At 40.0% G+C, this 16624-nt stretch carries 17 protein-coding genes; 8 read left to right on the top strand and 9 right to left on the bottom strand.

All coding sequences use genetic code 11. From position 1 onward, the window contains the following. Positions 1-165 precede the first annotated feature (165 nt). On the bottom strand, positions 166-897 hold the full coding sequence (locus H3302_RS12855) for a MauE/DoxX family redox-associated membrane protein (RefSeq protein WP_016708238.1): 732 nt from the start codon (positions 895-897) through the stop codon (positions 166-168). 1 nt (position 898) lies between these two features. Next, positions 899-1420 carry a DUF305 domain-containing protein gene (locus H3302_RS12850; RefSeq protein ID WP_008109672.1) on the bottom strand — a complete coding sequence of 174 codons (522 nt, stop codon included), beginning with the start codon at positions 1418-1420 and terminating at the stop codon, positions 899-901. Positions 1421-2076: 656 nt separating this feature from the next. Here H3302_RS12850 and H3302_RS20010 point away from each other — a divergent pair. Both H3302_RS20010 and H3302_RS12845 read left to right on the top strand, forming a co-directional pair. Then, positions 2077-2238: a hypothetical protein gene (locus tag H3302_RS20010; RefSeq protein ID WP_353956868.1), complete on the top strand. Its 162-nt coding sequence runs from the start codon at positions 2077-2079 to the stop codon at positions 2236-2238. Positions 2239-2243: 5 nt separating this feature from the next. Further along, positions 2244-2435 (top strand): cupredoxin domain-containing protein, encoded by a 192-nt coding sequence (locus H3302_RS12845; protein WP_227006812.1) that lies wholly within the window; start codon positions 2244-2246, stop codon positions 2433-2435. A 91-nt stretch (positions 2436-2526) separates the two neighbouring features. Here H3302_RS12845 and H3302_RS12840 read toward each other — a convergent pair whose 3' ends face one another. The 7 genes from H3302_RS12840 to H3302_RS12810 form a co-directional block, all read right to left on the bottom strand. Beyond that, the gene (locus H3302_RS12840) at positions 2527-5637 is read right to left on the bottom strand and encodes an efflux RND transporter permease subunit (protein WP_016708236.1); all 3111 of its coding nucleotides are present in this window, start codon (positions 5635-5637) and stop codon (positions 2527-2529) included. 54 nt (positions 5638-5691) lie between these two features. Next, the gene (locus tag H3302_RS12835; RefSeq protein ID WP_016708235.1) at positions 5692-6606 is read right to left on the bottom strand and encodes an efflux RND transporter periplasmic adaptor subunit; all 915 of its coding nucleotides are present in this window, start codon (positions 6604-6606) and stop codon (positions 5692-5694) included. A gap of 2 nt (positions 6607-6608) precedes the next feature. Further along, positions 6609-7931 (bottom strand): TolC family protein, encoded by a 1323-nt coding sequence (locus tag H3302_RS12830; protein WP_231387283.1) that lies wholly within the window; start codon positions 7929-7931, stop codon positions 6609-6611. A 75-nt stretch (positions 7932-8006) separates the two neighbouring features. After that, positions 8007-8339 (bottom strand): hypothetical protein, encoded by a 333-nt coding sequence (locus tag H3302_RS12825; protein ID WP_227006811.1) that lies wholly within the window; start codon positions 8337-8339, stop codon positions 8007-8009. A 75-nt stretch (positions 8340-8414) separates the two neighbouring features. Beyond that, entirely contained in the window at positions 8415-9314 is a 900-nt protein-coding gene (locus H3302_RS12820; protein ID WP_016708232.1) for a cation diffusion facilitator family transporter, read from the bottom strand. Continuing rightward, positions 9307-10035: a transglutaminase family protein gene (locus H3302_RS12815; RefSeq protein ID WP_016708231.1), complete on the bottom strand. Its 729-nt coding sequence runs from the start codon at positions 10033-10035 to the stop codon at positions 9307-9309. Before H3302_RS12815 ends, H3302_RS12820 begins: the two co-directional genes overlap by 8 nt. 12 nt (positions 10036-10047) lie before the next feature. Continuing rightward, on the bottom strand, positions 10048-10701 hold the full coding sequence (locus H3302_RS12810) for a cation transporter (RefSeq protein ID WP_016708230.1): 654 nt from the start codon (positions 10699-10701) through the stop codon (positions 10048-10050). An 82-nt stretch (positions 10702-10783) separates the two neighbouring features. Between H3302_RS12810 and cadR the strand changes: the two genes are divergently transcribed. The 6 genes from cadR (at position 10784) to qatD (ending at position 16596) form a co-directional block, all read left to right on the top strand. After that, positions 10784-11173: a Cd(II)/Pb(II)-responsive transcriptional regulator gene (gene cadR / locus H3302_RS12805; protein ID WP_016708229.1), complete on the top strand. Its 390-nt coding sequence runs from the start codon at positions 10784-10786 to the stop codon at positions 11171-11173. Between the two features lie 131 nt (positions 11174-11304). Beyond that, positions 11305-11880 (top strand): recombinase family protein, encoded by a 576-nt coding sequence (locus H3302_RS12800; protein ID WP_062566150.1) that lies wholly within the window; start codon positions 11305-11307, stop codon positions 11878-11880. A gap of 11 nt (positions 11881-11891) precedes the next feature. Then, the gene (locus H3302_RS12795) at positions 11892-13652 is read left to right on the top strand and encodes a P-loop NTPase fold protein (RefSeq protein WP_082079326.1); all 1761 of its coding nucleotides are present in this window, start codon (positions 11892-11894) and stop codon (positions 13650-13652) included. 1 nt (position 13653) lies between these two features. After that, on the top strand, positions 13654-14541 hold the full coding sequence (locus tag H3302_RS12790; RefSeq protein WP_016708226.1) for a hypothetical protein: 888 nt from the start codon (positions 13654-13656) through the stop codon (positions 14539-14541). Continuing rightward, positions 14534-15868 carry a Qat anti-phage system QueC-like protein QatC gene (qatC, locus tag H3302_RS12785; protein ID WP_063702034.1) on the top strand — a complete coding sequence of 445 codons (1335 nt, stop codon included), beginning with the start codon at positions 14534-14536 and terminating at the stop codon, positions 15866-15868. The genes H3302_RS12790 and qatC overlap by 8 nt, the downstream gene beginning before the upstream one ends. Further along, the gene (qatD, locus tag H3302_RS12780) at positions 15865-16596 is read left to right on the top strand and encodes a Qat anti-phage system TatD family nuclease QatD (RefSeq protein WP_062566148.1); all 732 of its coding nucleotides are present in this window, start codon (positions 15865-15867) and stop codon (positions 16594-16596) included. Before qatC ends, qatD begins: the two co-directional genes overlap by 4 nt. Positions 16597-16624: the final 28 nt, after the last annotated feature.

Raw genomic sequence — 16624 nt, 5'->3', positions numbered from 1 at the left:
AAAGCTTTAGTGTTATTTTGTACAACCTTTGAGATTGTTTGCTCAGTTCTGGTTATCTTGATGCCAGTACGACAGAAAAAATGTTACATATGGATTAGAAAGGTGTGGGCTGGCATCCTAGGTCTAATCTTAACAGTTAAGGAGCCGCCGAATAGAGCTATACCTTTACATCAGCAGCATAATCAATGCTCCCGCGATCATAAATAAGTTTTCAGATAGCGATACAAATCCAAGTGGCACACTACTATCGCCGCCTACACAGGCACACTTTAACTGGCGTTTGTCAATGTAAACGGCTTTGAAAACTGAAATTGCTCCAACTGTGCCGATAAACAATGAAAATGGTGCCACTGCGAGAGGCTGTAGTTGGGCAACCATACCAATACCTGCATATGCTTCAATGAAGGGATAAATATAACCATATCTTATCCATCTCATCGCTAGTAAATCATAAGTAATAAACGAATTTGTGAAACTGTATAGGTCTTTCAGTTTTTGCACCGCTAAGAGCGTCATTGAAAAAGCTATAAATAGCATCAGTGTTCTGATGGAGATAAATGAGCCGGAAGCAAAATGTTGAGATGCGACAGCAAGAAGTGCAGCTATCGAGAAAATGGCTACAACTGGCGTGTAGGTTGTGCCAGTTTGACCTGCTTCATCTTTACCAAAATACTCTCTTAAGTCATCGTATCCTCCGACACGCTTTCCTTCAATAAAGGTTTGTGGCGTAGTTTTGACATCATGCTTATCTTTGAAGTCATCAGCTTGTTGTCTTGACGTGAGCTTATGATCTTCTACATCATACCCTTGCCTCTCCAGCAAATCTTTCGACCTTAAACCATAGGGGCAGATATGTTCGTCAGTGACCATTCTGTACAGGGTAGCTGTCTTAGTCATCTTAGTCTCCTTTGTTCAGTGTGCCTTCAAACTTTGGGAGCGGTCGTTGCTCAGCCTGAGCTTGTGAGCTGACCTTTCCATTTTCAGAAATATCCTTAATCAGCCATTCCATTTCTTTTATTTCTTTTCGTTGGGCTTTAATAATACCATTTGCCAATTCACGCACGCGTACATCCTCCAAAGTTGAATGCTCACTAGTAAGAATAGCAATGGAGTGATGAGGAATCATCGCTTTCATGTAGGCAGTGTCAGAAATTGTGCTTTGAGAGCGAACAAGATAAAGACATATGGCGAACAGTATTGTCGCCAATAGAAAAATAGCCATGTTGAGCTTCTTGTTACTGTACATGCCAAGCATAAAGGCCAGCATGATCATTGCCATACCTGCTCCCATATACAACGCCATATAGATACGCGTTTCACTAAACCATATATGTGATACTGCGTAAGTGTTGAGATACATCATGACAAACATAGCAATGGTTGAGGTGATGATCATTGCAGCAAATCTTGAGTATTTCATAAGTAATCCTTACATTGATAGTGTAAATATTTCCCACTGTTAGCCTATTATTCTCTACATGTGGTCATGTTCTCGAAAAATTGCAAGTAATGAGCCAGTATCAATAAGAGTATTTGTAATACGATTGACTCAATTTCAGCGCAATTATTGTGAATCAGTACTAATCTACACATTTCGGTGTAAGAGTTTATGGGCAAAAAATCTTCTTTGAAGGAGATCAAATCAGCTTATATTTAGAGTTTGAGTTTTGAACTTGTGATAGACACAGGCGGAATTGGCTTTAGTTAACAATCTAATGTGGGAACTCAAAGTACTACAAGCTGAGCTTCAACAAATGTAAGCTCGTGTACAAGTGAAGACACAGTTAAAGCATGTGGAAGAATTAATCTTGATAGTTAGAGTTGTCATTTATTTCACTTTTTAAATGAACGAATATTGATCTTTTATCTCGTTCATGTCCGAAAGCTAAAAGTTTCCTACACATGAAAGTGGTTTTGCAAGAGTATCTACTAGAGAACAAGATTTGAATGCTCAACTGTTCAGTTGGGCTATTATGGTTGTAAAAAAATATTATAAGGCAATGTGTCTGGTACTTCGGTTAGAAATGAAAAAAGTTAAAGAAGCTAATCGATTTCATCAGGTAGGGTGATGAGGTAATAGTTACTCGCCTTGATCGGCTAGGCCGATCATTAAAGTCTATTCTTGAGGACATTGAAAGTACTCACAAACGGGGCGATTGTTCAAAGATTATTAATGGTTCTGTCAGTACAAAAAATGATAATCCGTTTACCAGTTTCATTCATAATCTGCGCAATTAGCAATAATGACGTGCGTTCATAACGGTCATAAAGAGCAATCCCCCTGCGCTGAAATAATGCTTATTCCTTCATTGGATATAAGCGAACAGCTTAAGTTAAATGAAATTACTCAAATTACCTTATTAAACTTGTCACAGGGAGAGCATGAGTTTCATTGTCAGATACAAATGTATCGCGGCGTCTTAAAAGTAATTTAGTTTTAAATAGGTCTTTTTACACACCTGAACGAGCAAAAGTAACTTAACAAAAGGCTTCTCGAAAACATTACGAGAAGCCTCTAAATTAAAGTTAAGATTTGTATTTACTGTAAACAATTCTATATAGAACAGGCAAAACAACTAAAGTAAGTAAAGTAGAGGAAATAATCCCTCCAATTACCACCGTTGCTAATGGCCTCTGAACTTCAGCCCCAGTTCCGACGTTTAATGCCATAGGAATGAAACCTAAGCTAGCAACCAAAGCGGTCATTAATACAGGGCGAAGCCTGATAGTTGCACCTTCGATAATTGAGTTTATTAGCTCTCCTGTTTCAAGTAATCGCTGTTTAATGAATGACAGCATCACCAGTCCATTTAATACAGCTATCCCTGAAAGAGCGATAAATCCAACAGCAGCAGAAATTGAAAGAGGCATGTCTCTTAACCACAAAGCCAATACGCCGCCTGTAAGTGCTAAAGGCACACCACTAAATATGATCAGGGCATCTTTTATTGAACTAAATGCTATGACAAGCAGTGTCAAAATTACAAACAATGTGGCAGGTACTACGATGGATAATCTTTGCGTTGCACTCTCAAGTTGCTCAAATGTTCCGCCGTACTCAAGCCAATAACCAGCAGGCAATTCAACATTTTGTTGAATTTTTTGCTGTGCCTCTTGTACGAATGAGCCTAGATCTCGGTTTCTAACATTTGCTGTAATTACAATTCGTCGCTTACCATTTTCTCGGCTTATTTGACTTGGAACTGTCGTATAATTTAACTCTGCAACTTCGCTTACAGGTACAAACTCACCACTTTCTGTCGCGATTGGCAAATTACCTAGCTGATCAAGGTTGGCTCTCAACAGCTCAGGATATCTAACTACAATTTCAAATCGACGATCACCTTCGAATATTAACCCTGCGCCTTCACCTGACACGACTGTTTTTAACCAAGACTGTAAGTCGCTTGCATCCAACCCGTATAGCGCTAATGCTTCAGGCTTGGGGTTAACGGTAAAGATAGGCACGTCATCAACTTGTTCGAGCCGCGCATCAGCAACACCTGAAATTGTATTGAGTGTAGCCAAAACTTCTTGTGCAGAAATGACAAGTTGGGATAGATCATCACCGTAGAGCTTAATCCCTAAATCAGCTCTTACTCCGCTAATTAATTCGTTAAATCGCATCTGAATTGGTTGAGTAAACTCATAATTATTGCCGGGAATAGAGCTGAGATCTTTTTCCAGCCTTTCAACAAAATCCTCTTTCGTTAAATTAGGGTCGGGCCATTGCTCTCTCGGCTTTAATATCAGAAAAGTATCAGTCACATTTGGCGGCATCGCGTCTGTCGCAACTTCTGCTGTGCCCGTTTTTGAAAACACCGTAACAACTTCATCATATTTCATAATTTGTTGTTCAAGTACCTTCTGCATTTCTACAGCTTGGTCAATACCCGTGCCCGGAATACGCATCGCGTGCAGTGCAATGTCACCTTCATTAAGTTGAGGAACAAATTCAGATCCTAATTTACTACCAAGTAATATGCTAAATGTCACAAGTAAAGCAGCGCCGCAAACAACTAGCCAACGTAGTTTTAAAGCCCACTTCAAAACAGGACTATAAACTGACTTAGCGCCGACAATTACTGGACTTTCTTTTTCGCTGATTTTGCCTTTCAAGAATAAAGCAACCGCAGCGGGGACTAGCGTGAAGGTAAATACCATTGCAGACAATAGAGCGATTATCACCGTTGCGGCCATCGGATGAAACATTTTGCCCTCGACACCCGATAAGGTAAACAAAGGTAAATAGACAATCGTTATGATCAATACGCCAAAAACACTAGGTCGTATAACCTCATTGGTAGCAGAATAAACAATGTCTAGGCGTTCTTTCAGGGAAATGACAGAACTATTTCGTTTTTGGCTTTCTGCTAACCGCCTAATGCAGTTCTCAACGATTATTACCGCGCCATCGACAATCAATCCAAAATCTAAGGCTCCCAGACTCATTAAATTCGCAGAGACTTTGCTTTGAACCATGCCCGTGATTGTTGCCAACATTGCCAAAGGAATTACTGCGGCGGTAATCAAAGCGGCGCGTATGTTACCCAGTAATAGGAACAATACGAAGATAACCAGTAATGCACCTTCAATAAGATTTTTCTGTACGGTGCTAATTGCTTTATCAACCAGAGTTGTCCTGTCATATAAGGGAACTATGGACACGCCTTGAGGTAAACTGTTTTGGATTTCACTAAGCTTGTCACCAACAGCCAATGCCACCGAGCGTGAATTTTCTCCTACCAGCATCATTGCGGTGCCAATCACACTTTCCTTGCCTTCCAGTGATGCAGCTCCTGTCCTTAGCTCTTTTCCTATCGCAACTTCGGCGACATCTTTAACTTTTACAAGTGTGCCGTCGTCGCTTTTTATAATGACGTTTTGGATGTCTTGAATAGATTGCAACTGAGCTTGTGAACGAACAAGAATTTGCTGTCCGCTTCTTTCGATGAATCCAGCCCCTTGATTTGCATTATTTCGCATTATTGCATTTGATAGTGCTTCACTGGTAATACCGAAGTGCAACATCCTTAACGGATCGGGATTGATATGGTATTGCTTTTTATAGCCACCAATTGCATTGATTTCCGTAATCCCTTTAACCAATGCAAGTTGTGGTTTCACTACCCAGTCATGGATCTCCCTTAACGCCATCGCATCATAGGGTAAGCCATTATTCTGCTTTGCACTTTCGTCGGCAGTTATACTGTACATGTATATTTCACCGAGGCCCGTAGCAATTGGTCCCATTTCTGGTTCAATGCCAAACGGTAGTTGCTCCTTAATTGCGCTAAGTCGCTCATTGATTAGGTTTCTGGCAAAATACAAATCTGTGCCTTCTTCAAACACAACAGTCACTTGCGACAGGCCATATCGAGAAAGTGAACGGGTATAATCCAGCTTAGGTAAACCTGCCAAGCCCGTTTCGACGATAAACGTAATCCGTTGCTCTGTTTCCAAAGGTGAATAACCTTGAGCCTGCGTGTTTATTTGTACCTGTACATTGGTTATATCTGGCACAGCGTCAATAGGTAGCTTCTGATAGTTCCATATTCCTAAAGCGATGATAAACAAGGCCATAAGCAACATAGTACCACGTCTACGGATAGATAATTCTAGTATCCAAGCGATCATATTTTCACCTCGATAATACTGAAGCCAATATGTAGAGGACAAAAAGGTCGGAGATTAGTGTTCATGTCCAGCCTCCGATTTTTTTAGATCAGCAACTAGCAGATAACTGTTCTTTACAACCACACTTTCGCCGACGTTCAAACCGTCGATGATAGCAATATTGATAGCGTCTGAAGCGCCAGTTTTTACGGCGCTAGGGTGGTATTCATTGCCTTCTTTAATAAAAACAACATCTTTGCCTTCAAACTCTTGAATGGCTCCTTTTGGCACAACAACTGGAGCAGAGTGTTGACTGGTCGTAACCGCACCTTTAATTACAGTGCCAAGCGGCCACTTGTTGGTTTTGTTATCCAATTTTACAAATGCCAATGAGTATGGCTTGTCGTTTAGTGATGGTGTTAAATAGCTAATTTGCGCACTTTGATTAAATTCAGTGCTATGAATTAGCACCTGCTGGTTAGCGTTAACCTTACTTAGCTGAGTAGGAAACACTGATAGTTGTGCCCAAACCACGTCAAAATTGGCTATTGTCAGCAAGTTTTCACCATTTGTAAGCTCGCCAATATTGGCTTGCCTAGCGACTATACGCCCAGACATTGGTGCTTTTATCGAATATTGATTTAAGCTCTCATTGGATTCAATCACTACCAACGTTTCACCTTTTTTGACCTCTTCGCCGAGATTGACTTTTACTTCCTTAATAACACCATCGAATCTAGCGTTAACGTGCGCAAGTGAGGCAGGATCGGCAACGATTTTTCCATATACAACTTCTTCGTTATGAATAACACCGCTAGTTGCTGCTACTGTTTCAATGCTGTTTTGTTTAGCCATCTCAACAGACATAGAGACTATTTCATCTTTGTGTTCTTCACTGGCTGAGGTCGTGATGGAGGTGAAACCAATTACAGCAACAAGCATTAATTTGAAAAGGCTGATTGGTGAATTTAATATATTTTTCTTTTTCATGATTAATTCTCAATAAAGCTTGAAAGTTGGCTTTCTGTATTGCCGGAAGAAATTAATGGAATGCCTGATAAGGACTCAATGGAGGCGCTTTGTTTGTGAACCTCACTTGCGGCAAAAATAAGCGCATATTGCATCTCAATAAGCTCTTTTTGAACTGAAACTAGCTCTAAATAACTAAAGCGCCCGTCCGAATAGGCTTTTTGCACTAATGACAAAGCACTTTCTTGAGGCGGAATAATACTGGTTTGTAAGGTTTCAACCGTAAGGCGAGCCTCTTCCTGAGCCGCATAAAATGTCGCTAATTGGCTGTAAATTGCTCGCTCACTGGCTTTCCGTTGCTGCTCAACTTCATCGAGTTTTGCTTTTTGAGATTGATAGCTGCCTCTATTTCTATCACTCGTAAACAGAGGGACGCTAATTCCTGCAACCAACGCAGTCTCATTGCTACCTTCAAGTCTTTTCACACCTGCGCTCCACGTTATATTAGCGTGGCTTTGTGCGTTGATTGATTGTAATTGAGCTTGCTGAATTCTCGATTGCTCTGCATAAGCTAATATATGAGGACTTTGAGAAAGTTGAGCCATGATGTATTCGAGTGATATTGTTTTGGGAAGTGCAAATAAATCGCCTGATACACGAGAGAATTGCGGTGATTGTTCTCCCCACATAATAGCTAACTTACGAACACTGGCCTCTAACTGCTTGGAAATGGTTAGCGTCTTTAGTCGAGCTGTTGCTAAAGCTGCATCAGCTCGTTTTTGCTCTGATGACGGTGCCGAACCAACACGAACTTTTTTGGAGACAGTTTGATAGGTTTCTCGTGCTAGCTTTTCTGCATTTTCATTGACGAGCATGATTTGCTGTAACGTCAAAACATCGATATAGCGAGCTGCTACTTCACCCAAAATATCGAGTGTTTGTATTCTTTTTTCAACAGCTATTGCTTGCTGTTGGGCATTAACATAAAGCTTTCTGCTATTTACCTTATCTCCCAATTCCACCACGGAAGATATTGATAAGGTAAGTTCAGCGTCGCTGAATCCAGATACATCACCTGTACCTGCAAAGTTTTCCAATTCAGCGCTGACGTTATATTCAGGTTTTAACCCTGCGGTAGCTAACTCGCCGTCTAAACGCTTTTGTTTGTATTTAAAAGCTGTTAGCTGTGGGTTGTTTGCAAGTGTTCGTTGTATTGCCTCTGACAATGAAACTGAATCAACAGTTAAGTCATTTGCAAATACATTATTAGTTGTCACTAAAAACGACAACAGAAGCAACCGTTTTACTTTCTTCCAAGCAAGTACGGGGGCCTTAAAATAAGACATATTCATATTTTGTCCTGTTTATTTTATGAAACGAGCGTTGGCTTCACCGCCTAACGCGCCAATTAAATAAAAGGACTAACTTTTGGGAGGTCGAAGTAATCTGGAAGGGGGAGCTTCAATGACTACTTTTAAATAATCAAATACCTGACTTGATTTGAAATCAATGTCTCTACTGATGTAAACATGCGTAGCAAACTGTACATGCGAGCCATTGCAGTGTCCGCAATGATGACAATCAGCGGGGTTGTGTTGGTCATTATCTGCTGATGATTGTATTAATTTTTCAGAAGAAATGTGGTCATCTAAAGCATGAACATGCTCGGTTTTTATATGCTCGGAATCAACAATATGAACATCAGCAACTTTTGCCACAGCAGAAAATGACTGAAGTAATATCAGCACTATCATGATGTATGCAGGGAATTGTTTAATATTCATTTCGTTTCAACTATCTCTTAGTTATGCCAATGTTAACACTATCGTTTAGCTTGCGTCACGACATTGCTCGTCTATGAACTCTATTTCAATTGTTGTATGAGCAAAATCAAACTCTTTAAGCTCCTGTCGCAACTCTAGCTTGTACGATTTCAGCTCTTCGTTAGATATTTCAGTGTTTAAAACAATATGGGCGGTTAAAACGTTGTGTTCACCATCAAGTGACCAGATGTGTAAGTGATGTACTTCACCCACAATGGCTTTAGAAACTATTTTCGATTTAATATTTTCAATAAGATCAATATCTGGTGTCGCTTGCAAGAAGAGCATAAGTGTCGTTTTCAGTGTTCTTACAACATTAAATAAAATAAAAAGGGTAAACCCAATTGATAAAATAGGATCGAGTATGGGCCATTCAACAAACATCAATACGATTGATACAATAAATATAGCTATCCAACCTAAAACGTCTTCAAGCAAGTGCCAGTTTAAAACTCGTTCATTTAAGGTCTTTCCATGACTTAGCTTATAGGCAGCGTAACCGTTTACCACCATGCCAAAAATAGCTAATAAAAGCATTCCTTCGACTTGAGGCATTTCGGGGTTAGCTAATCTTGGTATGGCCTCAATTAGTATAAAAACAGAACCAACAGTTAATACCAAACCGTTAATCAATGCGCCAAGCAATGAAAAGCGCTTGTAACCATATGAAAACTGGCTAGAGGCAGGCTTGTTACTGAGCTTATTTAATCCCCATGCGGTGCCTATGGAGATGCTATCTCCTAAATCATGGATAGCATCTGCCATGATTGCCGTACTATTGGTTAACCAACCTCCGATAAATTCGATGATGGTAAACGTGAGGTTTAGAAAAAAAGCCCAGCCAATGCGTCTCGAAGCGTCCTCATCATTGTGAGGGTGATCATGACCGTGAGAGTGGTTATGCATGTTGAGCCTCGGCGGTTACATTTTTTCTTCTAAGCCTTTGTACATTCCAATTAATGATATGACGGATAAAGTTTTGGTACGCCCAACGTTTAATACCCGTTAGATTGGTTCCCTGCTCAGCATAGAATTCATCGGGTGAGTCATAAAAGCCAAAGTCGTCGTGTATGCCTTCTTTTTGAATATAAGTATCTTTACCAACCCAGTTCGTCTCTGGGTTACTTATGCAGGTAGTAGCTATTCCATAACCACAAAAATTATCTTTAGCTTGACTGAATTTGGATTGAATTGAACTTAGGTAAGCTTCGTCGAGAATGAAGCCTTCTAAATTGATCCACTTACCTTCATAGAGCACTTCTACCCAGCTATGGATAATGGATTTTGGGGCAAGCCAAAATACATAAGAAGGAATAGCGCCTTTCTGAAGCTGTTGGTCAATCGTGAAACCATGAAATCGGCACTGAATACCAAGCGCTCGGAATAGAGCCATTAACAAGTTTCCCTTGGTATTGCACTGTCCATAGCCATCCGCTAAAACTTCACTCGCAGATATATCATCGCTGCGGTTGTAACCAAACTGAATCTCATCTTTAACAAAGGTGTAAGCAGCTCCTATTGTGTTGTATTCATCCATTGTATTCCAATTCCGATCTGCTATTAGAGATTGGATGCTGTGATCATCTAAGTCTAATATTTGTGTTTTCTCTAAATAATTAGCACTCATTATCCATCTCCTTTAAGAACATGATTTTGATTTACTTCCACTACAGCTATTGTTTTCGCTTGTTAACTCTGCGTTGCTCAGCTCTTTCTTCGCATCAGTAATAATCAGGTAAGCCCCTCTTAAAATTAGGGTTGCAATCACACTACCAATCACAATGTCAGGCCAGCGAGAATCAAGTAGCATCACTAAAACACCAGCAGCAATGACCCCCAAGTTTGCGATCACATCGTTGGCTGAAAATATCCAGCTTGCACGCATATGGACTTCACCATTGCTTTGCATTCTGATTAAAACTAAACAAATGACGTTTGCTATTAATGCTACAAAACCAAAGCCGATCATGAACCAAGAGTGAGGCTCACCTTCTCCGAGTCTTCTTACTATGTCAAAGATTACCAGTATTCCGAGTGTCAGCTGAAAGTAACCGCTGATAAGGGCTGCATTGGCTTTATGCTTTAAAGATCGGCTCACGGCATATAGAGCAATACCATAGACAATTGCGTCAGCCAGCATATCCATTGAATCTGCTATCAAAGCCGTTGAGTTTGCATATAGGCCCACAGTAATCTCAACGCAGAACATAACCGCATTAATACCTAGCAACCAATACAGCACATGTTTTTGTTTCGCATCTTTTAGTTCGACTTCGCAACCACAACCACTCATTGCACGGCCTTAGTTATTTGCTTGATAACTTAACTATAAAGTCTATAGTGACTATAGAGTCAAGATTTAGGACTAAAGTTTTATGAAGATAGGTGAACTTTCAAAAACGACAGGGTGTTCGATACAAACAATTCGGTATTACGAGAAAGAAGGGTTGCTTTCAACTCCTGAACGTACTGAAGGGAATTACAGGTTATACGGTGAACGGGCTTTAAAAGAATTAGAGTTTATAAAGCATTGCCGAAGTTTGGATATCCCTCTAACAGATGTTAAACGCCTTATGGAACTGAAAAATAAGCCAGAAGAAAGCTGTGCAAGTGTTAATAAGCTCATTGCTCAACAATTGGCCTTAGTTAACAATCGAATGAGAGAACTCAAAGCACTAAAAGCTGAGCTTCAACAAATGGCAAGTTTGTGTACAACTGAAAACACCATTGAAGCGTGTGGAATAATTAAGTCACTTGATAGTTAGAATTGTCATTCATTTTCTATCCGTGTTGTGTACGAATAACTATATTTTATTACGTTCATGTACGAAATTTATTTAATGTACTTTCGTTCACTTGATTGTTAAGATGTACGAAAGTTACAGGTTTCGTACATATGAAAGTTGGTTTTGCAAGAGTCTCAACTAAAGAGCAAGATTTAAATATTCAACTGTCCAAGTTGGACGCTCATGGCTGTGAAAAAATATTTCAAGGAAAACAGTCAGGTGCTTCCATTAGAAATGAAGAAAAGCTAAAGGAACTCATCGATTTTATCAGGGAGGGTGATGAGGTAATTGTTACTCGCCTTGATCGGCTAGGCCGATCATTAAAGTCTATTCTTGAGGCTATTGAAAGTATCCACAAAAAGGGGGCTTGTTTAAATATTATCGACGGCTCTCTCAATACTAAAAATGATAATCCGTTTGCCACCGCCATGATCAACCTATGTGGAGTATTCGCTCAACTTGAGCGGGATCTTATAAAAGCCAGAACCGCAGAAGGTCGCGAAGAAGCGAAGGCTAAAGGCAAACATATGGGTAGGTTGCCTGCTTTATCAGACAAACAAGCGAAAGAATTATATAAAGATAAATTAAATGGTGAATCGATCTCTGCATTAGCGAAGAAATATTCTGTTAGCCGCCCGACGGTTCATCGAACTATTGAAAGAATGGAACAAAAAAATAATAAATAAAAGGAGATGTTATGTGGTCTGATAAAGAGTCAAAAATTGACTTCTTAAACTTTAATGAAACGGCTGAGTCGATTAAAGATCTTATCACTGAAAAGGAATTAATGCCTATTAGTATAGGTGTCTTTGGTGATTGGGGCGCTGGAAAATCCACGATTCTTGAACTTACCAAAGCATCTTTGGAAACTGATGAACAAGAATATATACAAGTGCATTTCGATGCATGGACTTTCCAAGGATACGATGACGCTAAAGCAGCGCTATTAGAAACAATTGCATCTACTTTAGTAAAAAAAGCAGCAGACGATAAAAATCTAAGTGCAAAAGCAATAGAGTTTGCTGGACGAATAGATAAGATCAGACTGATGGGACTGCTAATGGATGGTGGTGCAGCATTAGCTGGTATACCGACTATGGGTGGTATACAGAAGATCATGGGACTATTCAGTGGTGGTGACGATGGTGAACTTGATGTTGATGATGTAAAAGGTGCTGTCGATGGCGCTAAGGATGTTGCGAAGAAAAACAAAGGTTTGATCAAAGATAAGAAATCATTCTCACCTCCTAAAGAAATTAAAGAATTCCGAAAAGCATATTCTGATCTGTTAAAGGAGTTTGATAAGCCACTTATTGTCTATGTCGATAATTTAGATCGCTGCTCTCCATTTAATGCCATTTCAACACTTGAGGCGATCAGATTATTTCTATTTTTACCAAATACCGCATTTGTCATTGCCGCCGATGAAGACATGATCCGTTTGGCAGTACCTGAATATCACAAAGGTGCATCTCAACGACATCAAACTGATTATTTAGACAAGCTTATTCAAATTCCTGTGCATGTACCAAGGCCCGGTGTTCTTGAGATAAGGGCATATTTAATGATGCTCACCGCTCAAGACCACGGAGTGACAGATGCTCAGTTAGAAGCGATAAGATGTGCCCTTGAAGAATCATTAAGGCTTTCTTGGAAACAACCACAAATTACCGTTGATGAGCTTCTTCAGGATCACGATATCGAAAAGCATTCAGGACTCAGAAGCAAATTTGTAGTTGCTGAACAGTTAGCTCCACTATTAGCTGAATCCACAAACATTAACGGTAACCCTCGCATAGTTAAGCGATTACTCAATCAAGTTAAGATGAGAAAGAAAACGGCTCACCGTCGAGGAATGCAGCTTGACGAGAAAACTATCACTAAGCTGGTAATTTTTGAGAGGTGCTTAGGCACTCAGGCTACTAACAAGCTTTATGAATTAATTGATAAGGAAAACGGATATCCAAAAGTTTTAGCGGATCTCGAAAATTCAGAAGTTGAATTTGATGAAATAAAGTTACCTGAAGAGTGGAAACTCGACCTAGCTTTTATTGATAAATGGTCAAAATTACCTCCAATGTTTACTGAGATGGATTTGACCCCAGCGGCATACCTTAGCCGAGAAAGCATTCCAATGGGTGCTGTTAATGCGGTAATGTCGGGAGCTGCTCAAAAACTTGTAGAAGAATTAATGAAGCAAAAGGTAAGGGTCAGTGGCGTTAACTCTACTGCGATTACCACAACTCCGAAGGAAGAGTACATGTCAGTCATGGATGGTTTGATTGAAAACTTTAAGTTGATTGGTGATTGGACCGAAAAACCAACAGGCATCTATGGAGCCGTGTTACTTGCCAAGCAGGATGATAAATGTTGCTTAAGTCTTCTTACATTCTTAAAAAGCTTGCCTCGTCAAAGGTGGCTCAATCCAATCTTAAAAGAACTAGAGGGAATTAAGTAATATGGGTACGTCCGCATCGTCTACAGGACCGAATAACAAGAGTCCGCTAATTCCATCTTGGGCAGAGCAAGGAGATCCCGTCACAATAGAGCCTGCATCAGGTACTGATGGGGATGATCAAACTGGTTCTGATAACAATCAATCTGATGATCAGAATGACCATACCAACGATATTGACAATGACAAGGTTCAACAAGAAATCGGTGGTTCGCCAACAGCAACGCCACCTCCAAATAGGTTTGCCAGCGCCAGAAGAGCATTTGGTAAATATGCACAAACAGGTGGCTCAACCTCAGATCTAAGGCGTTCATTAAAAAGTTACTCTAGAAAAGGCTCTGGCGGAGGTAAAAGCACAAGCCGGAGACTAGCAAGCGGTATAACGGCTGGTTCTGGATTGCTTGGTGTCATGCGTGGCGACACCGTAACGGTTAATAATCAAAGCTTATCATTAGGTGATCTAACTGGGTTATCGACTGACCAAGCAATTGACAAAATTGCTAGTCATTTGGCACCTGATAATGCCGATTCGGATGCTGTAAGAGTTGCGTTGGATTACGCACTAGAGGAAGCATTACCCGATACAGAAGAATTTGACCCAAACAGTTTTACTGACGAAGTTATTCAAGAAGCCATAGGCTGTTATTTAACAGATCTTATTTTTCAGGATGTGGTTGAAGGCATGGGCAGAGCTTGGTTTCATGTTGAGCCTGCAAGTAAGCATCATCAAATGGAAGTAGAATTAAGGGAATTAATAAAAGTGATCACACAAGAGCAGTTAGACAAAGTAACTAATGGCAACCCTAGTACTATTAGCAAGGAAAATATTACTAAAATTCAAGCTGATGCAATTGCAATGACAGTGGATGAATGGGAGAGTTTTGATGACTAATTTTTATTTTAACCATGACCCAGCTAACTTGCCTGATTTTTCTGAAGACTGTCATCCTGTCCAAATGTTTCACACGCATCAAAATGACATCACTAAGCACAGCTTAGTGTCAAAACAACTACTACAAACAGTTCGTGATTTAGGATTGCATGTAGATGCTGATGCAATAGATCTGATAACAATTGCAACCGCCGTTACCGCCGCTGATACATTTGAATTGAGGGATAATGCAGAAAATGCATGGGCTAGAAAAATGCACTTGCATGTTCCTGTTACCGATGAGGATATGTGGAATACTGTTGAGCCTGAACTAAGTTCTTTGCTCAACTTTCTAACGGGCGATCAATGGCAGTTTACTTTTGAAAAAACAACTATGCCGATGCCGACTCCTAAAACAAGTGAGCAAGCGAAAGCAAAAGCAAAATCATTAATTGGACTCAACTCAGTCTGCCTTTTTTCAGGAGGTCTTGATAGCGCAGTTGGTGCAATTGACATTTTAAACGGAGAGTCAGCCTTAAAACCGCTTTTGGTTAGTCACGCTTATCGTGGTGATGGCGCAAAACAGGAAGATATTAAGCAATTATTGTCCCCGCCATTCGGCGAATTGTCCTATTCAATGTCTCCTCATATTATCAAGCAGTTAGAAGGTAAAACTGACATTAGCATGAGGGGAAGAAGCTTCAACTTCCTAGCTATGGCGGTACTTGGTATATCAGCCTTAAGAAATGCTAATTGCGATAGCAGTATTGAAACTATTGTCGTCCCTGAGAATGGCTATATTTCTATAAATCCACCGCTTACCAGAAGACGGATTGGTAGCCATAGTACTAGAACTACTCATCCTAATTTTCTAAGCAGGCTTGAATCTTTGCTTAGAGACACTGGGTTTCATGTCAAATTTGTAAACCCCTATCAATTCAAAACTAAAGGTGAAATGTTAGCGGAATGTGTTGATCAAGACGCAATTAGAAAAGCAGTTCCTCTGAGTGTTTCTTGTAGTCATTGGCACAGAGAGCATAAACAGTGTGGGCATTGTGTACCTTGCCTTATTCGAAGAGCGTCAGTTTTTCATGCTGGTTTTACACAAGATGCGCCATACAAGACAAAGCGGTTGAGAGGTCTTATTAAAGAAAAAGATACTCGCGATGATCTCCAAGCGGTTCAAACTGCCATTATTAGATTGAAACAATCAGATAACTATCGTTCTTGGCTTCGAAAGTCAGGACCAATACCACAAGAAAAAGATATACGAGAAAAATTAGAATCAACTATTAAGCGAGGATTGGCAGAGGTTGAATTATTTCTCCAAGCGGATAAATCATCATGATGGATCTTCATTGCCATGTTGATTTATATCCAGATTATCAAGAGGTATTGAACGACATAAAAAGCAGTAATTATTACGTGCTATCAGTAACTACGGTGCCGTCAGCTTTTGAAGGTACTGTCCAGTTAACAAGTGACATAAAACACTGTAAAACGGCTTTGGGTCTGCACCCTCAACTTGCTCATTTAAGGAAAAATGAACTACCTCTATTCGATAAGCTAGTTGATAGAACTAGATATATTGGAGAAATTGGGCTGGATGGCTCAAAAGGTTATGCTGATTACTTTGATGATCAATTAGAGGTTTTTACGCATATTTTGAAAAAATGTGAAGGCTTTGATAACAAAATATTAACTATCCATAGTCTTAATGCGACAGGTGAAGTACTTGAACAACTTAAGTTATACCCCGATGCTGGTACTTCTATTCTTCATTGGTTTTTAGGTACTAAGAAGCAAGTTCTAGAAGCCGTCGAGCTAGGCTGTTTCTTTTCTATTGGGCCAGCCATGCTTACTTCAGCCAGAGCTAAAAAAGTAATATCGTGGATACCTCAAGATAGGATTTTACTCGAAACTGATGGCCCTTTCGCCAAAGTGGCGGGGAATATTCTGTTTCCTTCAAGTGTTGGCACTGTTACTGAATATCTGGCTGAAATTTGGTGTAAAAATAAGGCTTCGATAATTGAGCAACTGTCAGCAAACCTTAGGTGTTTAACATCAGTCAAGTAACTAATTATACGTCACGTAATCTTATAAC

It is taken from the genome of Pseudoalteromonas sp. MT33b (genome assembly GCF_014117385.1).
Classification (GTDB): Bacteria; Pseudomonadota; Gammaproteobacteria; order Enterobacterales; family Alteromonadaceae; genus Pseudoalteromonas; species Pseudoalteromonas lipolytica.
This window is presented reverse-complemented; position numbering and strand designations above follow the sequence as displayed.